The organism is Calothrix sp. NIES-2098 (assembly GCF_963875125.1).
Classification (GTDB): domain Bacteria; phylum Cyanobacteriota; class Cyanobacteriia; order Cyanobacteriales; family Nostocaceae; genus Aulosira.
The window spans coordinates 6,228,225-6,253,267 of record NZ_CAWNKJ010000001.1 but is presented as its reverse complement, the minus strand read 5'-3'; the positions used below and the strand labels follow the sequence as shown (position 1 = coordinate 6,253,267).

At 40.8% G+C, this 25,043-nt stretch carries 17 protein-coding genes; 10 read left to right on the top strand and 7 right to left on the bottom strand.

All coding sequences use genetic code 11. From position 1 onward, the window contains the following. Positions 1-90 precede the first annotated feature (90 nt). The gene (locus tag AACU33_RS26200) at positions 91-2,697 is read right to left on the bottom strand and encodes a CHAT domain-containing protein (protein WP_096592151.1); all 2,607 of its coding nucleotides are present in this window, start codon (positions 2,695-2,697) and stop codon (positions 91-93) included. Positions 2,698-2,850: 153 nt separating this feature from the next. On the opposite strand from AACU33_RS26200, the gene AACU33_RS26195 reads away from it, so the two are divergent. After that, positions 2,851-2,988, top strand: a complete 138-nt coding sequence (locus tag AACU33_RS26195) for a hypothetical protein (RefSeq protein ID WP_339376300.1) — start codon at positions 2,851-2,853, stop codon at positions 2,986-2,988. A 39-nt stretch (positions 2,989-3,027) separates the two neighbouring features. Here the strand turns inward: AACU33_RS26195 and AACU33_RS26190 are convergent, their stop codons facing one another. Then, the gene (locus tag AACU33_RS26190; RefSeq protein ID WP_339376299.1) at positions 3,028-3,567 is read right to left on the bottom strand and encodes a late competence development ComFB family protein; all 540 of its coding nucleotides are present in this window, start codon (positions 3,565-3,567) and stop codon (positions 3,028-3,030) included. Positions 3,568-4,607: 1,040 nt separating this feature from the next. On the opposite strand from AACU33_RS26190, the gene AACU33_RS26185 reads away from it, so the two are divergent. Together AACU33_RS26185 and AACU33_RS26180 are read left to right on the top strand one after the other, a co-directional pair. Further along, positions 4,608-5,351 (top strand): DUF928 domain-containing protein, encoded by a 744-nt coding sequence (locus AACU33_RS26185; RefSeq protein ID WP_096592149.1) that lies wholly within the window; start codon positions 4,608-4,610, stop codon positions 5,349-5,351. A gap of 323 nt (positions 5,352-5,674) precedes the next feature. Beyond that, positions 5,675-8,236: an EAL domain-containing protein gene (locus AACU33_RS26180; protein ID WP_096592146.1), complete on the top strand. Its 2,562-nt coding sequence runs from the start codon at positions 5,675-5,677 to the stop codon at positions 8,234-8,236. Positions 8,237-8,518: 282 nt separating this feature from the next. Here AACU33_RS26180 and AACU33_RS26175 read toward each other — a convergent pair whose 3' ends face one another. After that, positions 8,519-11,533 (bottom strand): HEAT repeat domain-containing protein, encoded by a 3,015-nt coding sequence (locus AACU33_RS26175; protein ID WP_096592144.1) that lies wholly within the window; start codon positions 11,531-11,533, stop codon positions 8,519-8,521. Between the two features lie 11 nt (positions 11,534-11,544). Between AACU33_RS26175 and AACU33_RS26170 the strand changes: the two genes are divergently transcribed. After that, entirely contained in the window at positions 11,545-11,934 is a 390-nt protein-coding gene (locus AACU33_RS26170) for a hypothetical protein (RefSeq protein WP_339376298.1), read from the top strand. A gap of 14 nt (positions 11,935-11,948) precedes the next feature. On the opposite strand, the gene AACU33_RS26165 is transcribed toward AACU33_RS26170, so the two are convergent. Beyond that, positions 11,949-13,550 carry an alkaline phosphatase D family protein gene (locus AACU33_RS26165; protein WP_096592137.1) on the bottom strand — a complete coding sequence of 534 codons (1,602 nt, stop codon included), beginning with the start codon at positions 13,548-13,550 and terminating at the stop codon, positions 11,949-11,951. Positions 13,551-14,005: 455 nt separating this feature from the next. On the opposite strand from AACU33_RS26165, the gene AACU33_RS26160 reads away from it, so the two are divergent. The 3 genes from AACU33_RS26160 to AACU33_RS26150 all read left to right on the top strand — a co-directional run bounded on the left by AACU33_RS26160 (position 14,006) and on the right by AACU33_RS26150 (position 17,547). Beyond that, entirely contained in the window at positions 14,006-14,713 is a 708-nt protein-coding gene (locus AACU33_RS26160) for a DUF6714 family protein (RefSeq protein ID WP_096592134.1), read from the top strand. A gap of 182 nt (positions 14,714-14,895) precedes the next feature. After that, the gene (locus tag AACU33_RS26155; protein WP_096595390.1) at positions 14,896-15,264 is read left to right on the top strand and encodes an alr0857 family protein; all 369 of its coding nucleotides are present in this window, start codon (positions 14,896-14,898) and stop codon (positions 15,262-15,264) included. Between the two features lie 366 nt (positions 15,265-15,630). Beyond that, positions 15,631-17,547 carry a GTPase family protein gene (locus AACU33_RS26150; protein ID WP_096592132.1) on the top strand — a complete coding sequence of 639 codons (1,917 nt, stop codon included), beginning with the start codon at positions 15,631-15,633 and terminating at the stop codon, positions 17,545-17,547. Between the two features lie 344 nt (positions 17,548-17,891). Here the strand turns inward: AACU33_RS26150 and AACU33_RS26145 are convergent, their stop codons facing one another. Further along, positions 17,892-18,542 (bottom strand): response regulator, encoded by a 651-nt coding sequence (locus AACU33_RS26145; RefSeq protein WP_096592129.1) that lies wholly within the window; start codon positions 18,540-18,542, stop codon positions 17,892-17,894. A gap of 258 nt (positions 18,543-18,800) precedes the next feature. Here AACU33_RS26145 and lipA point away from each other — a divergent pair, with 258 nt between their 5' ends. Both lipA and AACU33_RS26135 read left to right on the top strand, forming a co-directional pair. Further along, complete coding sequence (gene lipA, locus AACU33_RS26140; protein ID WP_096595389.1) at positions 18,801-19,739, top strand: lipoyl synthase; 939 nt, start codon at positions 18,801-18,803, stop codon at positions 19,737-19,739. A gap of 127 nt (positions 19,740-19,866) precedes the next feature. Then, on the top strand, positions 19,867-20,004 hold the full coding sequence (locus AACU33_RS26135) for a photosystem I protein PsaX (protein ID WP_096592127.1): 138 nt from the start codon (positions 19,867-19,869) through the stop codon (positions 20,002-20,004). 21 nt (positions 20,005-20,025) lie between these two features. Here the strand turns inward: AACU33_RS26135 and AACU33_RS26130 are convergent, their stop codons facing one another. Continuing rightward, positions 20,026-20,892 carry a branched-chain amino acid ABC transporter permease gene (locus AACU33_RS26130; RefSeq protein WP_096592124.1) on the bottom strand — a complete coding sequence of 289 codons (867 nt, stop codon included), beginning with the start codon at positions 20,890-20,892 and terminating at the stop codon, positions 20,026-20,028. A gap of 183 nt (positions 20,893-21,075) precedes the next feature. Between AACU33_RS26130 and hrmK the strand changes: the two genes are divergently transcribed. After that, complete coding sequence (gene hrmK, locus AACU33_RS26125; protein ID WP_096592121.1) at positions 21,076-22,875, top strand: hybrid histidine kinase/response regulator HrmK; 1,800 nt, start codon at positions 21,076-21,078, stop codon at positions 22,873-22,875. A gap of 18 nt (positions 22,876-22,893) precedes the next feature. On the opposite strand, the gene AACU33_RS26120 is transcribed toward hrmK, so the two are convergent. Beyond that, positions 22,894-24,300: an NB-ARC domain-containing protein gene (locus AACU33_RS26120; protein WP_096592118.1), complete on the bottom strand. Its 1,407-nt coding sequence runs from the start codon at positions 24,298-24,300 to the stop codon at positions 22,894-22,896. Positions 24,301-25,043 lie beyond the last annotated feature (743 nt).

The following is a 25,043-nucleotide window of genomic DNA, read 5'->3' as shown; positions in this document are numbered from 1 at the left end:
ACGGCAGATAGATGCCACACGAAATCCTGTCTATTATTTTAGGGTGCGTCGCAGTTAGATGCTATTGTCAGTAGTTATATTTATTTCTCTCTAAAGCCAGTTCCCAACTAAAATGTAGGGTGCCCAGTACACTGGATGCTCGTATTGCGGATCTTTTAACAGAGCTATTTGGGCACGGCGTAAAGCTTCTGCTTTGGTTTCTTTGCTAATGCTTAAGTGCTTATAAAACTGACGCATCAGATTAGCTGTAGCTTCATCATTCACAGACCATAATGTTGCTAAAGTGCTACTTGCTCCTGCTTTGACTGCTATTCCTGCCAAACCTAAGGCAGCACGTTTATCTCCGACTGCGGTCTCACAAGCACTAAGTACCAGTAGTTCCACTGGTTGTCCTTTTTTCTGTTCGGGTATCTGTAGTAAGTTATCTAAATCATTGATTCTGATTCGTTCATCCCAAGCCAGAATAAAAGTTTCTACTGCCTTGGAGCTAAATTTTCCGTGGGTGGCAATGTGAACAATGGGAAAAACAGCTGATTTCAAGTAAGTTTGGAGATTTTTATTAGTAAATTCTTGATTTAACAACACTGTACTTGAGACTTCAGATTTGATTTGCTTCATTTCCTCTTCTACATATTCAAGAGGAGAAAACCCCTGTCTGGCCTCAGTTAAACCAGCACCCAGGACTTTAAAGTTCTTTTGTTGCAATCTTTTAGGAGGTAGTAACTGTAGACTTGGTGTGAATGCAATGTTGTATTTTTCAACCAAATAATTTTGATTCCTGTCATGTAGCGCTGCCATCGGCATATTTCGGAAAACACCGTCAGGGAGAAATACTAAGGTTTTAATACCACTTTTGACTAGTTCTGTTTCTACTGGACGGATCAACCAATCATATACTTGTTGAGATAACGGTAAATAGTCTTCTTTGGAACGAATAACTAATTTTTGGCGCAGTTTTTCTATAATACTTTCTAGCCGATCTTGGGGTATAGAAGTTGCGTAGTGACGTAACGGTTGTTGCGGCAAGCTCAGAATAACTTCTAGTCGGTCTGCCAAGATGATGGGATAGATCACTGCGGCTAGTGGATCTAACCGATCGATTTGAGTGGGCTTTTTGTCCAAGCAAGCTTCTTTGAGAAAGTTATCTAGTTCTGCTAAGTTTAAGGACTCAATTACTTGACGGGCTTGGTTGAGAGATTTTTGACTAGATTGAGAATTACCAGGTTGGAGAAGCAAACTTACTAGTTCTCGATATACGGGTTCAACACTTTCCCGAAAAGAAAATTGAATGTCTGCATCGATTGCCACTAAATCGCTACGCAAAGATTGTAGAGTATTCACAGCTTGAGAATAAGCTGCGATCGCTCCTGCTTCATTTCCTTGTACTTTTAAAAGTCGCCCTAATTGCCATTGCCAACGATAAGCAATTTCTGGTGTATTAATAGCCTGTGCTAGCACCAGCGCTTGCTGAGTCAAGTCTTGGGCAATTGACCATTGTTGAGTCTGCTCGTAAAGTCCGCCCAGTTTCCCCAGCGCATAGGCTTCTGCTTGTTTGTCTCCCAAACTTCTTGCCTGTTGCAGGTTATTCGCTACTAATTGGGCAATAGTTGCAGTAGTTGGCGCATCTGGGACATTTGCCTGCTGCAACCGAGTCAAACTCTGGGCTAAATTCAGTTGGGCATAAATTGCTGTCCGGCTAGCAGGTAGATTCGCAAGTTGCGGTTGAATTTGACTCCATAGTTTCTGCGCTGATGACCATTGCTTGGTATCAATTAAGGTACTTAGTTGGTTAAATTGCGATCGCATTTTCAGTATCTGCGACGGCGCAATAGCTACAGCCTGCTGATAAAAAGCCAAAGCCGCTTTTGAATCCTGGTTTGTACGAGCCACATTTCCCAAATCGATCGATGCAGCAGTTATATCTGCTGGAGATTGTAACTTTTGTGCGATCGCTAAACTTTGTTGCAGAACCTGCTGTGCTTGTTCTAAATTCCCTACTAAGCGCAAACTCGCTCCTAAACTGCGTAATCCAGCTGTTTTGATTGGGGAATCAGGTTGTTTTTGCAGAATTTGGTTGACCTGAGTTAGTGTAGATAAGGCTCGGCGATATAACCCTAGAGATTTCAAAGCCTGAGATTGATTGATCAGACTACGGATTATCCCAGTCTCATTTTTTGCTTGAGTATAAATAGTAGTGGCTTGTTGCCAAGTTGCTAATGCTGCTTCAGGTTTTCCTGTTGATAACTGGAGACTGCCTTCGGTGTTTAGGGCTTGAGCCAAGACATTGAGATGTTCTTGCTCGCTCTGTTTGACCTGTAATAATTCTAGGCTGCGAGAAATTGCTTGGCTAGCTTCTGTCCACTGCCCTAGTTGCTGATAACTCAGTGATAGATTGCTCAAAACTCTTGCCTGATTAAGTTTATCCCCTTGCGATTGATAAATCTGAAGAACCTGCTGCCAGATTTTGACTGCTTCTAAGAACTGCCCTGCATCATAATATTGTCTGCCCTGCTGTTCCTGCTGTGTGGCATCCGATGATGTTTGCATCGGTGATAGGGGCGAAGAATCGACTTTGGCGATCGCGGGCATCAAGGTACAAACTAACCCCAAGCCAATCCCAAATATAAATACAATTAAACGAATATATACTCGTTTCCAGCTACTTTTCTTTAAAAAAGAATATACATTAATTTGCATAAAAATTTAGTTGAGGGCGACCAAGTACTATGAGGAGTTGCCTTAGAAGCAGAAATTCTTGCGCCATCTTAAATACTCAACTTTCTAGCTGCAATTGTCACATCTCCACCTGTAATTACAAAATCTTAAAGTTTGTCCATCAGGAAGGTTGTTATGGGCGGAGATTTGTATGACTGCTGGGTAGATAGTGCTGAGACATCAAAGACTGACTCCATTTGTCATCGCCAGATGTTAATGTCTCAGCATTTGGATAATTGGTTGATTGCTTGCGTATTACCAGAAGAGTTTTAGCGAAGACACAGCTTGATTAAGAACAATTCCTGGAGCAATTTATCCATGTTGATAGTGTGGATGCTTCTCCCAGTCGAAGATTTCTTCGTCTAAATGCCCAGGTTGACGCCAGGTGATCCTCCCTCGCAATGTATCTAATAAAGTTTGCTCAACTACATCATTTAAGTTATCCCAGGATAAGTCCTCACGTTGAAGCAAGACTTTGAGATTTTGCAAAGCAGCCAGTGCGGCATTCTCTTCCTCAAAACTTAGGGGGCCTTCGCTGCGTAGAGGATCGCGTTGCACAGCCATAATTCCTTGCCTGACAGCTGTAACAATTTGCTGGTGCAAATCGGTTTTTCCTCGATGCCATTGCCGCTGCCATCCTCGCTTGCTAGTAGCATACAGAGCAGGCAGACGATTTAAGGCATAAGCAATTACCTCAGATGGATTAGTGTATTTGGCAGTTTTAGCGGGTAAAGCTTGGAATTGTTGCTCTACTTCCTCTACAACTAGCATTTCCATCACATTGCGTGAGTTTTTGTTAAATGCACGCTGTTGTTTAGACTGCTGACCTGACGCATCACCCTGATAAACCATAAAATAAACTCCGCATAGAGCAATATAACCTAAATTTTTACTTATGGTTTTATATTGCCCTGAGATAGCGTTTAACTAACATCTTCTCTGGGATTTTTTCAAAAATGAAAAAATTGGCTAATATCATACTTTGTCCATACTTGATTAATGCACTACAGTTTAAAGATAGTAATAATTTTGCTTAAAAAATTTAAACTTTCAGCTAAAGATAGATATTAACTAAGTAAAAATAATTATTTTTTTAAGATAATACGAAGTAGTTGAAGTATTGAATGTTACTTAATTTAATAACGCTCGTTAACTACATTCATTTGAATTAGAGCTTTTTGAGAAGTAAATTTAAACTAGTAAAAACTTTTAGTATAAAGTATAACTAAAGCTTTCGTTTGCTGTGAAATTTTTATAAACATGTAGTTAAGTTTTGCAATTATCTTATCAGAATAATTGCGCTTTTAGATGTCGCTCGGCTGATATACACTTAATTTACAAAAGTGCAGATGTAGAAAATTTTGATTTTTTTATTGAAGAAGAAGCCAGAATCAATTAGTAGGAGATTTAACTTTGTCAGTTGCACATAATTAAATTCTGAATTCTGTTTATTAATTCAAATATTAATTTATAGAATTAACTTTTTAAAGTAAATATTGCTAAATATAACTAAATTTTTTTTCTCAATGTATCGATACAGCCGATGGAGCGATCGCCTCATGAGATTCTGCAAGCGAACACCAAAAACCTCAATAGCAAGCTAAAGTTAAAAAATCATGCGACAGATGGATATGGCAAAAAATATTATCTTCTTACGAATAATTTATGTTCAGTAAATATCAGTCTGATTACCAAAATACAAATAGTAGAATGTGGCAGTAATGTTGTAGGTATTACTTAAGAAAATGTACTTAGTTTATTTAAATAAAAGATTTATTTTTCTATATGAAAACGCTATAAAATATCGAGATTTTTATCTAGCAGATTAGTAATAAATATAGTATTTGTTAAATAAGGATAAATAAAAAATTATTCAATGAACCTTGAAACAGATGAACATAACCATGAATACCAAAGCCTTGGCTGCTATATGTTTAACATCGCTGTTGACCTTCTCCTATACTTTTTCACAGCAGGTAACTGCTACTGAACCAGGGTCAAGAGAAGGCTTGCCTGGACGCAGAGTTGGGGGTGGAACACGGGGAGAATGTTCCAGTAGCGCTGGACAATTAATGGCATTGGTTCCAGAAAGCAATTTGGCATTAACACAACAAGCTTATCCAAACATCTTGTTCTATCTTCCCCAAATTTCTCAGCCAACAACAATAGAGTTTGTGCTTCAAGATGATAGCCGTCAATCAGTGTATGAAAAAACTTTCACGAAAAACGGTTCTGAGACTAAAAATGATTCTGGAGAAATTATCAATCTTAAGTTGCTTGATTCTGCATCCTTACCACCACTTGTCACAGGTAAGACATATCGTTGGTACTTATCAATAATTTGCGATCCTGAAAATAGAGCCAATGATATTGTTGTGCATGGGTGGATTAAACGAGTAGCTATTGACTCAAATCTTGCTAAAAAGGTAGAACAGGCATCGCTAGGAGAGCGTGCTAATCTATATGCCAAAGCCGGACTGTGGCAAGATGCACTAGCTACTGTAGCAGAACTGTTGTCTGCTAAACCTCATGATTCCAAGCTAGCTGCTAGTTGGACAGAGCTATTAAAGTCTGAGAAATTGAATGCGATCGCACAAGAACCGCCTTTCAATATCAAAATCCTCAAAGACCGCTAATTGCAGTATTTTCACTTACCTAGAGCGATCGCCGATCAAAGCCTTGAGATGGTCATTTTCCCTCCGATCTCAAGGCTTTTACCTGTTATATTACCTAGTTATTTGAATATTCTTTCTAGAAAATTAATAACTGATTTCAGTATTATCCACTATATTTAATTTTTCCTATCTAATGTTTATATATTTGTAGGCAATTTGATTTTACAAATATTTTATATTTATAGTGCCAGATTAGTAGGATATCGCATAAGATCGATTTTCATTTAATCCAAATAAAATAGTTTTTATTTAAATAACTAATTTGAGAGTAAAGTAAATTTTTTATGATTAGTAAGTTATTTAAAAAGTTTTTTCCTCTAACATCTGCAAAAACTGCTTTTAAACGTCCATTGCCAACCTTGAGTTTAAAGCAATATGCGATCGCTGCCAGTATTATTACAACCGGATTCATCCTCGGCGTCAGACAGCTTGGTGGGCTTCAATTCTTGGAATTAGTTGCCTTCGATCAAATGGTGCGTCTCCAACCAGATGCTGAACCAGATCCAAGAATGTTAATTGTCAAAATTACAGAAGCTGATATTAAAAAGCAGAAACAATGGCCTTTGTCGGATGCTATTCTTTCCCAAGCATTACAAAAGCTACAACAAGCTAAACCCAAAGTAATTGGCTTAGATTTGTATCGCGATATGCCTCAACCACCAGGTTATCAAGCTCTGCTTCAAGAACTTCAAAAACCGAATGTAATTACTATTAAAAATCTTGGCGATCGAGACGCAGAAGAGGTTTCTACTCTCCCTGGTATATCTACAGAACAAGTTGGCTTTAACGACTTGCTAACTGACCCAGATGGGAAAGTACGTCGTAATTTAATTTATGCTTATCAAGGTCAGGAAAAATTTTACTCTTTCTCTTTGCGCGTCAGCCAGAAATATTTAGCAGATCGAGGTATTTCGCTCAAAATTACACCGGATGTCCTGCTCTTAGGAAAAACTGTATTTAAACCTATATCTTCTGATGCAGGTGGATACCAAAATATTGATAGCTTAGGTTATCAAGTGCTAATTTCCTACCGTTCTGCTAAACAAGTAGCTCAGGAGGTGACATTTACTGATGTGTTGCAGGGTAATTTTGACCCTATCTGGGTTAAGGACAAAGTAGTACTCATTGGTACAAGTGCTCCTAGTTTAAAAGATGTATTTTTTACTCCTTATAGTGCAGGTAACTCAGCAGACTATGTTATGTCAGGAGTAACACTGCACGCTCAACTTGTGAGCCAACTTCTCAGCACCACCCTAGATCAAAAGCCACTATTTTGGTTTTGGCCGGAATGGGTAGAAGCTGCGTGGGTGTGGATATGGAGTTTAATAGGTGGGTTTGTAGCATGGAGATTTCGACATCCGCTAACTTTATTAGTATTAGCAGGACTGTCTTTAGTAGCCCTATTTAGCATTTGCTTGAGCGTGTTTTCTCAAGCAGGTTGGATACCTATATTACCGCCAGCATTGGCATCGATCGCAACAGGTGTAAGTATTATTGCTTACAAACAATTTTATAATACATATTATGATGCGCTCACAGGTTTACCTAATCAGGCTCAGTTTTTAAAATATTTGAAAACAGCGATCGCAGTTACAAAATATCACCAAAATGCTCGCTTTGCTGTGTTTTTTTTAGATATCGATCGCTTCAAAACGATCAATGAGAGTTTTAGCCACCATACTGGGGATCAATTATTAGTCAAATTCACTCAAAGATTAAAAACCTATACAAGAAATAAAGGAATTCTCGCCAGAGTTGGCGGCGATGAGTTTGCTATTTTACTAGCAAATATTACCGATACAAACGAAGCTACTAGTTTGGCTGACCAGTTACAACAAGAAATGGCCTTTGTCTTTGAGGAAAATGAACAAGAGATTTTTATGACCATTAGTATCGGTATAGCCTTCAATCAGACAGAACTTAGTCATAAACCAGAAGATTTGCTGCGAGATGCACACACAGCAATGTATCGAGCTAAGGACTTAGGTAAAGCCCGTCATGAGGTCTTTGCCACAGGTATGCATATCCAAGCTGTAAAGCGTTTTCAGCTAGAAATAGACCTCCGTCATGCCTTAGAAATGCAGGAGTTTTATCTTCAATATCAGCCAATTGTATCGATAGCAGATGGTTTGATTGTTGGTTTTGAAGCGCTTGTACGGTGGCAACATCCTCAGCATGGATTCATTTCGCCAGTAGAGTTCATTACCATTGCAGAAGACACGGGGCTAATTATTCCCTTGGGTAAGTGGATTTTACAAGAAGCCTGTCGTCAATTGTCTGTTTGGCAGGCTTTATACCCTACAGATCCACCATTAACTATGAGTATTAATCTCTCTGGACAACAGTTGACACAACCGGATTTGGTTGAATTTGTCGAGCAGACTCTTCAAGCAACAGGATTAGATGGGCGAAATGTAAAATTAGAAATTACCGAAAGTGTAGCAATGAAAGATGTTGAAGCAGCAATCAGCATCTTACTGAAACTGAGAACTTTGAATATACGTTTAAGTATTGATGATTTTGGTACAGGATATTCCTCTTTAAGTTATTTACATCGCTTTCCTGTGAATACATTAAAAGTAGATCGCTCCTTTGTAAATCGCATGGGAGAAACAGAGGAAGATATGGCGATTGTGCAAACAATTATTATGCTTAGTCATATCTTGGGTATGGATGTGATTGCTGAAGGTGTAGAAACAGAAGCCCAACAAAAAAAATTGCAGATGTTGGGTTGTGAATATGGTCAGGGCTATTTCTTCTCCAAGCCCCTAGACAGTAAATCTGTAATAGTATTACTGGACAATCAATTTAACAAAAAACAATCTAAGACTGAAAGTGATATTTGAAAAATTAAATAATACTAATATCAATTAAAAAAAAGAATGCGACAGACGCTTAAATAAATAATACGTAGGATCTAGGCTATGGTGGGCATTGCTAACCCTAAAAATACTTTGTTATACCATTTCACGAAACACCTGATACACATGATGAATCTCTAATTCTTTCCCCCTGCACCCTGCCCCCCTGCTGCCTATGTGTATTAATATTAAAGTGAAACGGTATTAGGTATTGGGCAAGCCAAGTCAAGAACAATAACATCATCCATTGGCTGAAGGAATTTGAATTTACGAATGCCAAACTCGGTAAAACTCTAAGTAATCCATATTTTCTGCACAGTGCCACATCAGTTTATAACAATCCTGGCATAATTCTAATTCACGATCGATAAATTTATCGCAGTAATACTTTAAAGATGTAATTACTTCGGGGAACTGTTCGCTGAGTAAAATTTCTTTTAAATTATCTGCTGTACGTTTGCGAAGGTTTGCACTTTGAGTTGATTTTATCAAGTGCAATAATGTTGTGAATGCTACTAAATTTCCTGGCTCAAGCTGTGCCAATTTATGAGCTTTTCGCCTTTTGGTATCTTCATTCTCTGATGAGTTAATACCTCTGAGTAATTCTGCAATTTTGGTGTTGATAGAGTAATTATTTGGTGTAGATTGTTGTTTTCTAGTACTTCGTCTCTTGGAGTGAAAATCTGAGGATAGAGAAGTATTTTTTGCACTGCTTTCTATCTTGCCATCAATGTGAGATTCATCTCCATAAAGGGTGGCTAAATTTTCTCTTGCTTGTCGCTTTTGAGATAAATCGATTGCGTATTCAGCGATTTCTTTAAGTGTGGAGATTGCTACTGCATTGTTGGCATCGATTTTTCCTAAACTATAAGCGGCTTTGCGACGGGTAGATTCATTCTTGGTAGACTCGATAATTTCAATCAAAGCAGCGATCGCAATTTTGTTTCCTGGTTCAACTCTTCCTAAACTATAAGCAGCTTGCCAGCGAATTGATTCATAGCGGAGATTGTTGGCGAGTTGTTCTAATGCGGCGATCGCAATTTTGTTTCCCGGATCGAAAACCTTTCCCAAGCTGTAAGCTGCATTCCAAATGTCGAAATCGTTTTGGCTGGATTTAATGAATTTTTCTAAAGCGGCGATCGCTTTTGGGCGATCGGTTTTTAACAACGCTACTCGCGCACACTCAACAATTGGTGCTGGATATCTCAACGGCTTTTGATTTTTATCTTGGTCTTGAAACTCGCAATAGCCAAAACGCCACTCTACTAATTGTTCAACTATTTCATCCGCTTTTGCACAATCTGCAAACTCAGCAATTCCTTGGGCGGCGACAAAATAAGCTTGATGGCGATAATATCCGCCGCAATCGTCAGGAAACTCAATTAACGCTTGGATAAATTCTTCTTTGTGCGCCTGGGGAATCTCATCCCGACCTAGCCACAGCAAAATTACTTCTCGCCATTGGGGTGCAAAGATGCGGTAACTGGGGCTATCTGATGTGTGATTTAAGAAGAAATGCCAATCGTTAACAGCTTGTGCCGCAAAATATTCTTGAAACGTAGGATGGTAAAAAGCATAAACCTTTTCTCCTTGAGTTTCTGATATCCCAACCTGATTGAGCCAACCTAACTGTAATGCCAATTGAAATAAGCCATCATCAGAAGATCCCAATACCTGACAAACAAAGCGATGTCGCAAACGAAACTTAGTTTTTCCTTGGGCTATGGCTAATAGTGCTAATTCTCCCAACCCTCGATTTAACTGCTGTCGCTGTGCTAAAGTCGTGGGAAAGCGGTCTTGCTTCCACTCATAAATCGCCTCTACAAACTGTTCGTACAGCATTGCTTTGGTTGTGGGTAAACTTCCCTGCGCTAGTCCCCAAGTACGACACAATAAAGCTAATCGCAGAGGATTTTTCACCGCATCCTTCAGCCGTCGCCGTTCTGGTTGGTCTAACTCTGCTTGTAAACTCTCTCCACAAGCGGGGTTATCTTGAAACCATCGCCGGATAAATTCTCCAACTTGGTTGTATGCAGGTTGAGAACGAAAAGCATCTGCTTCGCCATAACTAAAATTTAGGTTGCGATAGGTGTGAAAAGATTGCAGCGCATTTTTACCCCCATCCCAAACATTCAGCCGACAGGTCAAAATTATTCTTGCATCTGCTACCCAACCTGTGAGATAACTGGCAATTTTACTTAAGGCTTGGCTAGATTCTAAAGCCATTTCATCCACTGCATCTAACAGTAGCCAAACTCTTCCTTGATTAAACTGTTCGCAGAATGCTTCCTCGATTTCTTCGGGAACCCGTAGCTTGCGAAAAGCTGTAGGTAGCCAATCTTGAATTAAATACTGCTCTAAACTCTTACCTTGTAAGTCTGCCAAATCAATCCAGATGGGCAAATCTTCAGTATTATTTAAAACCCATGCAGCAATTTTCTGTAGTAAAGTAGTTTTTCCAGCTCCTGGTTCTCCAACAATTGCAATGCGCTGATTTTGTTGTTCGCCTAGTAGTTGTTGGAGAAATTCCTCACGATTGAAAATCTGGGTAATTTCCGCATCTTCTGGTTCATATAACCGCGAACCTTCTTGCGGAGTTACATCACCACGCTGACGCAGGCGATGTTTGCGTTCTACCAATCCCAAAGGTACGTAAACTTGATCCAACTCAAAACTAACACCATCAGCGCTGGTGAGAGGATTGGTTGTGAGTCGTTGATGATTTTGCGCTTTTAAAGCGTGACAGCAAAGCTTCTGCCAATCAAGGTTTGAAGGAGATGAGGAAGATGAAGAAAAACTTTCTCCTCCCTGTCCTCCTTGTCCCCCTTGTCCCCTTGTCTCCAAATCCCCCGCTACCTGCTTCGACTTCTCCGGCCTGCGGCGTTCCCATTCGACATCAAATTTTTGTAAATTAGCTTCGATATCTTGGCGTTGATGCCATAACTTGAGAGTAAAATGCCAAGTTTCCGAACCACTGCGAGATGGACGATTATCTTCAAGAATTTCTAAGAAATCTGCAAATCGCTTTAAAGCTTCTTTGATTTGTTCAATGTTTAACTGTTCTTCCCCCGACGCCAAAGTTGTCAATGCTTGCAAAAATCGCACTTTCGTTCTGACAACCAATCTATTTTCAGACAACCAACGAGTTTGAATTTGCGGACGCAATGCATCTAAAGTTGCTTCATCCCTACAGGCGATCGCATCATTAGCGTAAGCTAACAATACTTCTAATAAGCGCCGCGATCGCTTTTTTGCTTCTGGGCCATAACTCGGTCTTGCCATCGCTGTATTTCTTGGACTGGACAAAGTTCGGGGAATTATCCAAGTTTAGCAACTTCCCTGAAAGTCTTAACGCAGTCTTGTGTATTGTTAATGCGGGGCGGCGCGTTGTTAATACATGGCGGCGCGTTGTTAATGCGGGGCGGCGCGTTGTTAATGCGGGGCGGCGCGTTGTTAATACATGGCGGCGCGTTGTTAATGCGGGGCGGCGCGTTGTTAATACATGGCGGCGTGTTGTTAATACAGGGCGGCGTGTTGTTAACGCGGGGGGGCGCGTTGTTAATGCAGGGCGACGCGTTGTTAATGCATCGCCTTATATTGTTAATGCATTAACTCCTATTATTAAGACTGCGATCGCTTTTTTCGCTTCTGTGTCAAAACTCAGTCTAGTTCCAAGATGCTAATTGTAGCTAGCGATTTATTTTTCTGGAGGTAAATCGACACTGTAGAGAGTTTCCCCTTTCAAGTTAAGCAATGCTACTGTCATCACATTTGTATAACTATTGATTTTGACTGTACCAAAGAATTGCAAACCTTCACTTGGAGGTCGATTTGCTTTTGTACCTGAGGGAATACTAACAAACTTCAATTGCGGCCCAAAAGTATTTTCTAGTTGGTTCGGCCCAAATGTACCTGAATTGAGAGGCCCGGCGACAAATTCCCAAAAAGGCTTGAAGTCGGTAAACTGTGCTTTACCTGGATCGTAATAGTGGGCTGCGGCGTAATGCACATCAGCAGTTAACCACACAACATTTTTAATATAGTTCCGTTTAATAAAACGTAGTAGATCGGCGAGTTCGAGTTCTCTTCCTAAGGCTGGGCCATCTCCATTTGCCCAAGCTTCAAAGTTAGTGCTACCATCTCGAACTATCAACCCTAAAGGCATATCACTAGCAATTACTTTCCAGGTTGCTTTTGATTTGAGCAATTGCTGTTTCAACCAACGTATTTGTTTGCTACCTAAAAAGTCTGTGTCTTTGGTTTGTACTGTTTGGCGATTTTCAGTGTTTGGCCCGCGGTAGGTACGCTCATCTAACATAAAAATGTCTAATAATGGCCCATAGCTGAAAGAGCGATAAATTTTAGCTTTGTCTGTTCGATCGTTTTTATAGCTTATGGGCATATATTCTAAAAATGCTTGCCTTGCTCTTTCAGCTAGCAAAGAAACATCCTTTACCTTATAGCGATCGTCATTTACGATAACCTGCCCAGGATACCAATTGTTCCTCACTTCGTGGTCGTCCCACTGCACGAGTATGGGAACTTCAGCATTAAAGCGTCGAATATTTTCATCTAGCAAATTGTATATATAGTTACCACGAAATTCTGTGAGAGTTTCTGCTACTTTTGATTTTTCTGGGGTGGTAATATTTTTCCAGATGCTGCCATCATCAAGCGTTACTTGTGATTGAATTGGGCCATCTGCGTAAATATTGTCGCCAGAATGAATGAAAAAGTCGGGATTGAGTTTGCGGATGGTTTCGTAAATTTTCATCCCACCAAAATCGGGATTAATACCCCATCCCTGACCTGCGGTATCTCCTCCCCAACCAAAGAATATATCTCGCCGTTGTTTGGCGGGAGTTCGGAAAGTACCTGCAACCGGAGCGCTGTATATATTTGGATCTGATAAATTTTGGAAAATTACGCGATAAAATATCTGCTGACCTGGGGGTAAGTTTTCGAGATTTAGCCTGGCGGTAAAGTCGCTATCTTCCAAAGCATTCGGCCCGAAAACACGCTGCACGCGCCGGAACGCTTCGTTAGTAGAGTATTCTACAATCATGCGTGCGGGGCGATCGCTTCGACTCCAAATAATAGCGCTATCATCGCTAATGTCACCGCAGGCTATGCCATAAGGTATGCCAGGACGCACTTTTTCCGATGTAATAATGGCAGGCGCTTGCGCAAAAACTCTTGATTTTGATAACACATTGTTAGCGATGATGCTACCACCTGTGAGGGCTGAACTTATTAAAAACTGCCGACGGTTAAATTTAATTGGAGGTTGAGATTGCATAAAGTTTATGAGTTTTATTGCAGCTAAAAAGAATTAGTGAATCGCTCTACAACGAACCACAAAACCAAAATTTTAAGCAAATTTGTGACTATTGCATAACAAATAAGTTCTACTTTGATAGACTTTAGGTTCTATATACACAAATATCTTTCCGAGCGCTAGCTAATAGAAAAAAGTATTTATTACCTAGCAGAACTTACCATAGTCTTAAAATATTAAAAGTAAATATTCAGTTAGTAAAAAGTTAAGATAATATTATTAATTCAGTTACACAAAGTTCGGGGATTCCCCAACCTTAACAACTTCCCCTAGCTGTATGAGCCAGATTTTACAAGCTTTTCAGATGATGTACATAATTATTGGCTCAGGGGAAATTGGCGAGAGTAATCTAAATTTTTAGCCATAGTTGATTCAGGCTAGAACTCCAAAATTAATTAATCTAACTCAACAGAAACATGGACACTGAACTAATTTATCCTTGTCCTTGTTGTGGCTACATAACTCTGACTGAAAAGCCACCAGGTACGTACCTCATCTGTCCAATTTGCTTTTGGGAAGATGATGGTAATGAATCAGGATATAGCTGGGGCGGATCTAATCGTGTATCTTTACGCCAAGCTCAACTTAACTTTATTGCCTTTGGTGCTTGCGAGCAAGAATGGCTGAACTATGTACGTCGTCCCAATGCTGACGATGTGCGAGTTCCTAATTGGCAAACCATCGAAACTTTAGGTAAACAAGCCAGCCTAACTCTCATTGAGAAGATTACTGCTGCTTTTGATGGTGTCAAGCGTGAAGATGGCATTTCACTACATGCAGCCAGGGCGCTAGATGATTGGCATAGTATGGAAGAGGCGCAAAAGATTGGTCGTCAAATAGATTGCGATCGCAAATGGCAAGATGTACCCGAACAGTGGATTGCAGAGTTTTGTGATGTGTTTCCGTTCTTCGATCCTAAAGGATTTCGTTACTATATTCCTGCTTACATGATTTGGGCGTTAAAACATTGTCAGTCGGCAAATTTAGGCTGTACAAGCTATACAGTCTTTGTTCTCACTGAGTCTGATGGTTATTATCACAAGCATTTGCAGTTACTCAACGAAGCCCAATTGCAGGTAGTGAGAGATTTTTTAGACTTTATGACTACCTATAGCGATTATTAGATTAATCCAATCAGCGAAATAAAGTTCGGGGATTCCCCCAAGTTTTATAAATTCCCTTACCTTCTAAGCCAGATTTGACAAGCCTTTCCACCTTCTAACACTGTGTTGGCTTAGGGGAAATTCCCCGGAATATTCTCAATACATAGATGAAGCAACTAAAAATTAATTATCTCTCAACCAATATGTTAAAACTTACCTACACCGAAAACAGCTTTAGCTTAGAATATCTCGAAGACTCTTTAGAAAATTGGCTAAATCAGAGAGTCATTTTAGCTTTGCATTCTGGAACTAATATTTACATCGAATCGAGTCAGGCTGGATTTCTTGTACCTGCTGAATCGCCCCATCTCACAGATTTAAAGCAACTCAATCAAGCAAATATTTTAGAAATTTGTCCTTGTGATGCTGCTGCTATGGAAGTTATTCTCAAAGGCACTTGGATAACATCAAATACAGAAAGTGCAACAGGTATGTTCGTCACTACAATGAGCAAATCTGCGGAATTATTACTAGAGCAACTCTCAAAAACAGAACAATTTTGTTACGCTTGAGTTACTTCTTACAGTTGGTTTTGCTGTTCTCGGAACTATGATGTGACTTGCAAACTCGATCTGCCTTTCCTCGAACAGCACCCTACAAATTGAAAATTAAAATAGCGATCGCTTAGTGTAAACAAACTTGAATGCTGCCTAAAAAAGCCCTAGCCTTTCGCAATATAATTAATTACCAAAATTCAGATACCCGATTTCTTCAAGAAGTCGGGTATCCTGTGTCTGACGAATGATTTATGATTGCTGTAGCATTTCACCTGAATTAGAAACGATAGACTTTTTACAAGAGTAATTTTTATCAAGAATTAGCTTTCCTCAGCTGATTCGTCCTTGTACAAAAAGTCTCATCCAGGTAGGTATCAGGTAATGGTGCGTTTAAAAATTTGGCAGTGGGTTGTATTAGCAACACCGATCGCTTTTATCATCACTTTTTTGCTGGTAGCCGCAGGTTCCCAGATTCATGCATGGGGGATTAATTGGATTTGGGCTGTGTTCACGCTGATATTCGTCGGCTGGCGTTGGTTGCTAGTCACATGGACTCGACCGGAAGTAGAGCAACTGGAAGCCGCATTAGCACAAGTTAGCGAAGAATTAGCATCAGCTGCGGAAACTAACCAACTACCAGCCGGAAATGACGCAACTAGTCAAGCTCAAGCAGCCTTAAATGAAGTTTTGCAAGCAGCACAAAACGATCGCCCAATTTGGGAAGATTGGTCAACTTTTTGGACGCGATGCCAAAATTTGGTTGTAGCGATCGCGCATATCTACCATCCGGAAGTTAAATATCCCCTGCTAAATATTTACGTGACTCAAGCCTACGGGTTAATACGGGGAACTGTAGACGACCTCGATCAATGGATACAAAAGCTATCACCTGCTCTCAATCAAGTTACAGTTGGGCAAGCTTACCAAGCATACGAAGTCTACCGGAAATTGGAACCATCCGCCCGCAAACTCTTTCAAGCTTGGAACTGGGCACAGTGGCTATTAAATCCCGCAGCAGCTTTCGCAAAAAAAGCTAGTCAAAGCTATACAAATCAAGCGAATCAGCAATTGCTGGTAAATTTAAGCCAAATGCTGCGAGAAGCTGCTTTACGGAATTTGTGCCGACAAGCGATCGCTCTTTATAGTGGTAGTACTTTACCAACTGCTGAATTTTCTTCGCCAACGCCGACGCTACCTAATGCTAAAACTCAAACTCTCCGCGAAATCCTCACCCAAGCAGAACCGACGGAAGTTGTTGTGCAAAAACCTGTGAATATTCTGCTTGTAGGGCGCACAGGTTCAGGAAAAAGCAGCTTAATTAACACTTTGTTTCAGTCAGAACTCGCAGCCGTTGATGTTTTACCTAGTACAGATCGAGTTCAAAATTACCAATGGCAGACTTCCAGTAATGAAACCCTGACATTGTGGGATACTCCTGGTTATGAGCAAGTCAACCGTGCAGATTTTCGGGAGCTAGTTTTAGACTATGCCACAAAAGCAGATTTACTAATGTTAGTCACGCCTGCCCTCGATCCAGCGCTGCAAATGGATGTAGACTTTCTCAAAGATATGAAAGCAGAAGTAACAGATCTGCCTGTAATTACGATAGTTACTCAAGTAGATCGTCTGCGTCCCATCCGTGAATGGCAACCACCTTACGACTGGGAATGGGGCGATCGCCCTAAGGAAATTTCAATTCGGGAAGCTACACAATATCGCGCGCAATTGCTAGGCGATTTTTCTAATTTAGTTTTACCTGTGGTGACAGCTGATAGTAAAACTAATCGCCCTGCTTGGGGAATCGAAGCTTTATCTTTAGGATTAGTAGAGGCGATCGCACCTGCTAAACAACTGCGCCTAGCGCGTTTTTTACGTAATCTGGAAGCTCGTACCGTTGCGGCGGCGAAAATTATCGACAACTACACCTTCCAGATGGCGACAACTCAAGGACTGACATCACTGCTCAAAAGTCCCGTCCTCCAGTTTATTTCTACCCTATCAACAGGCTCTCCGACTCTGGCATACCTGCTAGCAGAAAAAATTCCCGTGGAACAGTTACCGATTGTGATTGGTAAGCTGCAAATGGCTTATGAGCTTTTCTCTTTATTAAATACAGGTGATTCCAGCAAGCCCAACTTTGATTTACTAGCCCTCTGGCCCTTGCTGCTGGAAAATACTACTCCAAGCGATAGCAATGCTTGGGCGTTTGGTCATGCTGTCGTCGAGTACTGGACTCAAAACCTGACAGTTGAACAACTCCAAGAACGATTTAATTACTATTTATCTACCAGAAAATAGCAAGTGCGATCGCTCATTAGTTGATAAGCATTTTTTAGATTTTATCTAAATATAAAACCCTGCCTTTACCTCTTATTAAAAGGACATTGGGCAGGGTTAGTTTTCTATATTTTATTCATCCAAATTTCAAAAAAGAATGCGACAGATGGTTAGGGAAAATTGTCCCTTACAAATAATTGATATGTCGCAAACATTATGGGAATTTGTATCAGATGCGATCGGGTATTAGTTATCGAGTCATAGTAATCAGGGCGTTCAAGTTCATATTCAGCGCCAACGCTGACTTGAAAAAGCAAGGAGAACACTTTTCATGCGTCCTGGTTATTGTACGCCGGGAATCATGGCTACTTAACTTTCTGCTTAATAAATGTCACAACTTGAGTGAGTTGTTTCTTCAATCCATCAATTTCTGCTTGCATCTTGGCAATTTTTTCATTGAGTAGCTCAATTTCCGCAGAAGGAGCAGCCTCAACAACGGGGGTTTGAACTGGTGCTTGAACTGCGCTAGTGCTAGTAGTACTAGAAGTTGTTACTGTACCATTACCGTAATTAGAAGTTGAGACAGCAGCATTACTAGCAGCAACACCAGCTCCTACCAAAACAGGTTCTGGGCGTACCTGTTTAGATTTCGCCATTGCTGATTTAATTGCACCGATGAGTTGCTTCTGGTCAAAGGGCTTCCCAAGAAATTCAAAATATTCAAAAGGTTCGGGAATTTTCTCCGTTACTTCTTCCTTACGGCCAGACATCATTACTAAGGGAATCTTCCTTAACTCTGGCTGGGCTTGAATTTGCTGGAACACTTCCCAACCACTCATTTTGGGTAAGAGGAAATCCAACATGATCAAGTTGAATTTTTCTTTCAAGATAAAATTGAGTCCTTCCAAGCCGTCTTTTGCTTCTACAACCTCGAAATTGCCAGGAGGCAACATTTCTCGTACTTTTACCCTGACAACTGTGGTGTCATCAATAACTAGGATTTTGTTACTTGCCACGACTGATTACTCTAACAGAAACTATAGGTGGAAATGGCGGTTTTGCCGTTGGGCAATAAGAATGCTCCCACTATACTCAAAATTTATCTTGAATGGGGGAGAGTATATTCCGCTATAAGTGATGTTACTGGATGTATTTTAAAAAACTTGTACTTCTATTCTTAACAAATTATGTCATGGTGATATTTAAGGCTTGAACCTTGCTCTAGAGCATAGGGAACTTGCCCTACAGTAACTTTGGATCTAGCTTGGATGTCTATGACTTCGTCACAACAAGCCCAACTCAAGTCAGAAATTATGGCCATGCCTAGCTGGTTACGTCGCTCTATCGGCAAAGCCAGTGAAATCTCTACCGTACAGCGCATTATCAAGCAACGCCAAATTCATACAATTTGCGAAGAAGGACGTTGTCCTAATCGGGGAGAATGCTATGCCCAAAAAACAGCAACTTTTTTACTCATGGGGCCTACTTGCACGCGCTCTTGTGCATTTTGTCAAGTAGATAAAGGTCATGCACCAATGCCTCTTGATCGGGAAGAACCACAAAAGGTGGCAGAAGCAGTACAGCTTTTAGGATTACGTTATGTGGTACTGACTTCTGTCGCTCGTGATGACTTGGCAGATCAGGGTGCAGGTCATTTTGTCCAAACGATGGAAACCATCCGTCGGTTGAACCCAGAAACTCAAATTGAAGTACTGACACCAGATTTTTGGGGCGGTGTGGGGGCTGGAGAAGAAGGCCAACGCCAACGCATAGCGATGATTGTCAAGGCAAAGCCAGCTTGTTTTAACCACAATATCGAGACAGTGCGACGCTTAACCGGGCCAGTGCGCCGGGGAGCGAAATACGATCGCTCGCTCCACGTGCTTGCAGTTGTAAAAGAAATAGATTCTTCCATCCCCACAAAATCAGGTTTGATGCTAGGACATGGAGAAACTTTTGATGAAGTCATCGAAACAATGGCAGATTTAAGGGCAGTAGGATGCGATCGCCTAACTATTGGTCAATACATGCGACCGTCTTTGGAACATCTCCCAGTCCAAAAATACTGGACTCCAGAGGAATTCGATCGACTCGGCAGCGTAGCATGGAAGATGGGATTCAACCACGTCCGTTCCGGGCCTCTGGTTCGCAGTTCCTACCATGCAGGTGAAGAGGTAGGGGAGCAGGGAGCAGAGAGCAGGGGGAAGGAATAACCCATACCCAATGCGCTATGCCCCATGCCCAATACCCAAACTACACAAATATTTTTAAAGAATTTGGGTAAACGGTACACCTGTTTGGTATGTCTTAAAAAGTCCTGAAATTTAGGAGAACAAACTAATGGCTGATAAAACTGCTAACTTACCAGTTGCTGACAGTGGTGCTAAACCCCCATACCCCTTCCGTACTGGTTGGGCATTGTTTTTGTTAGCTATCAACTTCTTAGTTGCGGCCTATTACTTCCATATCATCGAATAGTTAGAAGTTGAGTGGTGCTGCTCAAATCGTGCCTTTGAATAAACCTTTGGGACGAATGAGCAGCACCAAAATCATAATTAACAGTGCTACACCTTGTTTATATTGAGAACCCAGCCAAGGGGTACTGACTTCTTGAGCTATGCCAATGATAAAAGCTGCGGCGATCGCACCATAAGGATTACCAATTCCACCCAAAATCACTGAGGCGAATAGGGGCAAAATCAAAAACCACCCCATATTTGGGCGCACAGCAGTAATTAAGCCGTACATACTGCCCCCTAAGGATGTCAACGTGCCAGCAATTAGCCAAGTCCAGAGAATTACTTGGTCTACATTAATACCAGAAACTCTAGCTAAGTCCAGATCGTCAGCTACTGCTCGCATCGCCTTGCCAATTTTCGTATTTTGCAGTAAATAGTGCAGCGCCACAATAGCCAGCACTGCTAAACCTAATACCAACAATTGATTTTGCGGCACTTTTAAGCCAAAGATATCTAAAGCCGAGGTGACAGGTACATTGTAATTTTGGTTCTTACCGCCCCAGATGAGAATAATTCCATTACGTAAGAATAAGGCGAGTCCGATGGAAATAATAATCAGCGTAGTGGAAGTGGCACGGAGACTCCGCATTCTTGACCACAGCAACTTTTCGGATAACAGCATTGTAACTACTGTTCCCGCCGCCGCCAGTATCATTGACAGCCAAATATTTATACCACTACTGTTCGCTAGTAGCGTCAGATAAGCTCCCAAAGTCAGAAAGTCACCGTGAGCAAAATTTGACAACCGTAAAATCCCATAGGTAAGGGTAAGACCGACTGCCGCCAGAGCAATAATACTCCCTACAGCAATGCCATTGATAACTAATTGAGCAAGTTGTAAATCCATAGTATTAAGTTGTTCTTAAGAAATTCCGAACTTAGTGATTTCGTACATTAAATTGTGGGATCTTCGTCACATTCGACACTATAGGTTATGATTTATAAATAAAAAACAAATGTGCGCTAATATACATAAAATCCTGTTCGCACTCTTGTGCGAAGCTAAACTTGTTCAACGGTCTAGTTGACCATGCAGCAGTATTCAAGCTTACCAGAACAGAACTCACAGATAGATGCAACTCAAACACTTTTGACCACAATCCAGCAACTTCGGGCCGAGTTGTGGCTGGAGAGTAGCTTGAACCAGTTGCAAAGCCATCTTAATGATTGCCTGCTTTCTGCTTGTACTACTTTGCCACAGCCAAGAAGCTCAGAAGCAGAAATTTTTCAAATTTTGGTCAACGATCTCTACCATGCTTTAAATAGCACCCAAGTGGCGATCGCTTTGTTCCAACCCCAAGAAATAACTGGTAAAGTCTGTTATGTTTCGCCATCGCCATCCAGGCGATCGCAATTTCCACACTTAGCAGCAATCTCCAAAAAAGGCAGAAAGCTGCGCTTGAAATTGGACGAACCGATAGAACTCGAAGATTTACAGCACTTTGAGAATCAACATCCGCGCAGCGCTTGGCAGTTGAGCGATGATTTTGGTGGAACAATCGTCTGGCTAATTATTGCCAAGATACAGGTTAGATCGGATTGCGATTCATACCCCGCATTAGAAGATCAATTTAGATCGCAGCTAATTGCACGGGCCGTTAAGTACTGCAATATAGTTTTGGCACAGCTAAGACAAATACAATCCTGGCAACAAAAGACCCAATACTTAAGCACTTCTAATCGCGAACTTGAACGTACCAATCAACTTAAAAACCAGTTTTTAGCCAATACTAGTCACGAAATCCGCACACCGTTGAGTTCGATCATCGGTTTCACTCACCTGCTTTTAGCTCAAGGCTACGATCCAACTAAAGAACGTCATCAAGAGTATTTAAATATTATTCAATCTAGTGGCAAGCACCTGCTAGCGCTTATAAATGATATTTTGGATCTCTCTAAAATTGAAGCCAACCAGCTAGAAGTACAGTGGGAAATAGTGGATGTACCAGCACTGTGTCGGAATGTTTTGGCATTAGTCAAAGAAAAAGCTGCCAATAAGGGTTTAAAGTTGCTTTTGGATCTCGGCCCAGGGGTGAAAACTCTCGTAGCTGACCCCTTACGTCTAAAACAAATGCTGTTGAATTTACTCTTCAACGCTATTAAGTTTACAACTACAGGGACTGTTGGTTTAAAAGTTTTTGCTCAAGGTAATTTTTTGCATTTTACAGTTTGGGATACTGGCACTGGTATATCTCAAGCAGACCAAACTCAATTGTTTCAACCATACTTCCAAATTGCTAACTCCACAGTTGCGCGTCACGAAGGTACTGGTTTGGGTTTAGCTGTGACTCGCAAACTGGCAGAAGTTCACGGTGGTTGTGTGGAAGTCGAATCTGAGGTTGATTGTGGTTCGCGTTTTACCATCATACTTCCCCTCAATCCTGTAGGTGAATTAGCAACAATTGAGGGTGAAATTACTGATTCATCTTCCTCGCCACTCCTACCTCATGCCCCTAGTTCTTTTTTAGAAATTTTATTAGTTGAAAATGACTTAAATAACGCTAAGTTGATACAAATTTATTTAGAAAGATTGGACTATAACGTAACTTGGGCTAAGAATGCTGCCGAGATGTGGGAAGCTTTAGAAAATATCAATCCAGCAGTGATTTTAATGGATGTGAATTTACCGGATGATAATGGTCTAAACTTAGTTCGGCAATTGAGAGAAAATCAGCAGTATCACATGACTCCGGTAATTGCCCAAACAGCAATGGCTATGCAAGGCGATCGCGAAACTTGTTTAGCTGCTGGCGTCAATGAGTATATTTCTAAACCAATTGATTTACCTCTGTTAGCTAGTTTGGTTGAAAAATATAGCAAACCTCAGTAATTTGTAATTAATTCCTAGTTAACTGGCAATTTGGAGTTGATGCTTTTGATCGAGCAAGGTACTCGGCTGGGGAATGAATTGAGAATTGACATATTCCATAACTAAAGGGTGTAGCGAGAACTTAGCACCCTTGGTTTCAATGAGCGATCGCACTTGCAAAGAATCCAACACTTCCAATAAAATTTGGGGTGAGATGGAAGATGTCAGTTGCGATCGCAATTGGGCAAATGAAATCGGTTGGCAATGAAATGCCAAGGATTTGAGAATTTCCTTAGCCATATCTGATAAGCATTGCCACTGCTGTTCTAACAAGTTGGAGACTTCCCCAAAAATCGGGGTTTGTTGCTGCAAAAATTCACCAATATTCCCAGCAAATAAATTTTGAATTGTGGTGGAGACAAGATTTAAAGCTAGGGGATGTCCTGCATAAGACTCTACAAATTTGTGCCAATCTTCTGAGGTTCCGGCAAAAGTACCCTTGGCGTTGAAAAGTTCCTGCACATCTGGGATTTGCAAGCCGTTGAGAAGGAAGACTCTAACAGGGCGGATTTCACCTTCCAAAGCCGTAATTTCTTTGGGCTTATCGCGACTTGTGAGGATTAAGCAGCTTTGATGGGTAGATTCTCCTATCCGCTTCAAAAATTCCCGATACTCTCGATCTCCTTTGTCAGGAAACCAGACACAATTCTTGCAAGCAGACTTTTGAGTTGCACAATCTTGCAATACAGCTTCCGCCCCATCTAATACCAGCAGACAACGGTGCTGTTGTAAATAATCAATCAACCGTGACATTCTGCCATGCACGTTATCTGGTAAATTGGTGACTTGTCCGTTGGATAGGAAGGCGATCAGGTCAGATAATAACTCTTGGAGGGGCGGACGATGTGAAAGCGATCGCCAAATCGCGAACTCAAATCGATCCTGAAGCTGTTGAGTGAGTTTGACAGATAACCAAGTTTTACCAATACCACCCAAGCCCAATACAGTAATAAAACGGCAGGGTATTGCTTTATTTGTAGAATACTCATTTAAAATCCAGCGCTTGAGAGTTGCCAGTTCTTCGCTACGTCCACAAAACAGGGATACATCTGGTGCTTCTCCCCAATCCGTTCGCCTGGGAATTGTTGTGTAGCCTTCTTGCAGGTTGAGATCCGGATTAGCAAATTGATAGTCTTGGGATTCGAGTTCTAAGTTGAATGCGCTGAAACAGTACTTTAGGGTCTGCCGATCTACCCCAACTTCACAAGCAAATATCTTTGCGATCGTATCTGGATCTAACCTCATGCGAAAACCTAAAGCTTCACGGGTATAACGTTTACCGAAATTTTCATTACTTTCCGACTCAGATTTTGCATCTTGGAGTTTCTGCAATCCTTGAGGCGTTAGGATTACACCACGTCTACGGCTCCTTTGTTGGCATTTCATTGGAAACCTCGCAGATTATAAATGTATTTTTTATGGATAAGCATGACTGTCTGTAATGCATCAGTGAAGATGCACCAGAAACAGAACGTAACCGACAAAAGTCAGTGGTAAATAACTTAAGTTGCGAAATCTACAAAGATATCTACCACTCAATCAAATTTTGATTTTAAAAACTGCATTAATTGAAAGGAATCTTTCAATAATCCTGTTCAGCAACACTGATGCAATGCACCACTTCAGACCACAAGTACGTCAGAACTCAAAGACGGAATCAAGCAAATCTATGCAGCTAATTTTATGTTACTTGCTTTATTAGCGCATTGACGTTAAGTAATCTTACGGGTTCTAATTAAGTGCGCGATCTCGAATCGCTTGTTTTTAGGGCAGTTTTAAGGCTGAGGCTGGTTAAAATTGCAGATAACTGTGTTACTGAGTGCGATCGCTGTTAGTAGGATGTTGGAATTGGGAAGCGATCGCCAATCTGGAGCATTGCTTTGGGGACTTAAAGACAAGAAGCTCTTAAGTTAGTTCTTAAGTTCGTTAACTTCGGTTGTGAAAACTGGATTTAAATGTATTGGCGATCGCACTTTTTTATGTGTTACTGAGTGCGATAGCTTTCTTTATTAGTTATTGAGAGCGATCGCCTTTTTTGTTGCCTGCTTTTGATTCTGTTTTTTTAGGGGTATCGCTGCTTTGGAGATACTGCTAAATAAGTGCGATCAATCATCTAAAAAGATCGGTAT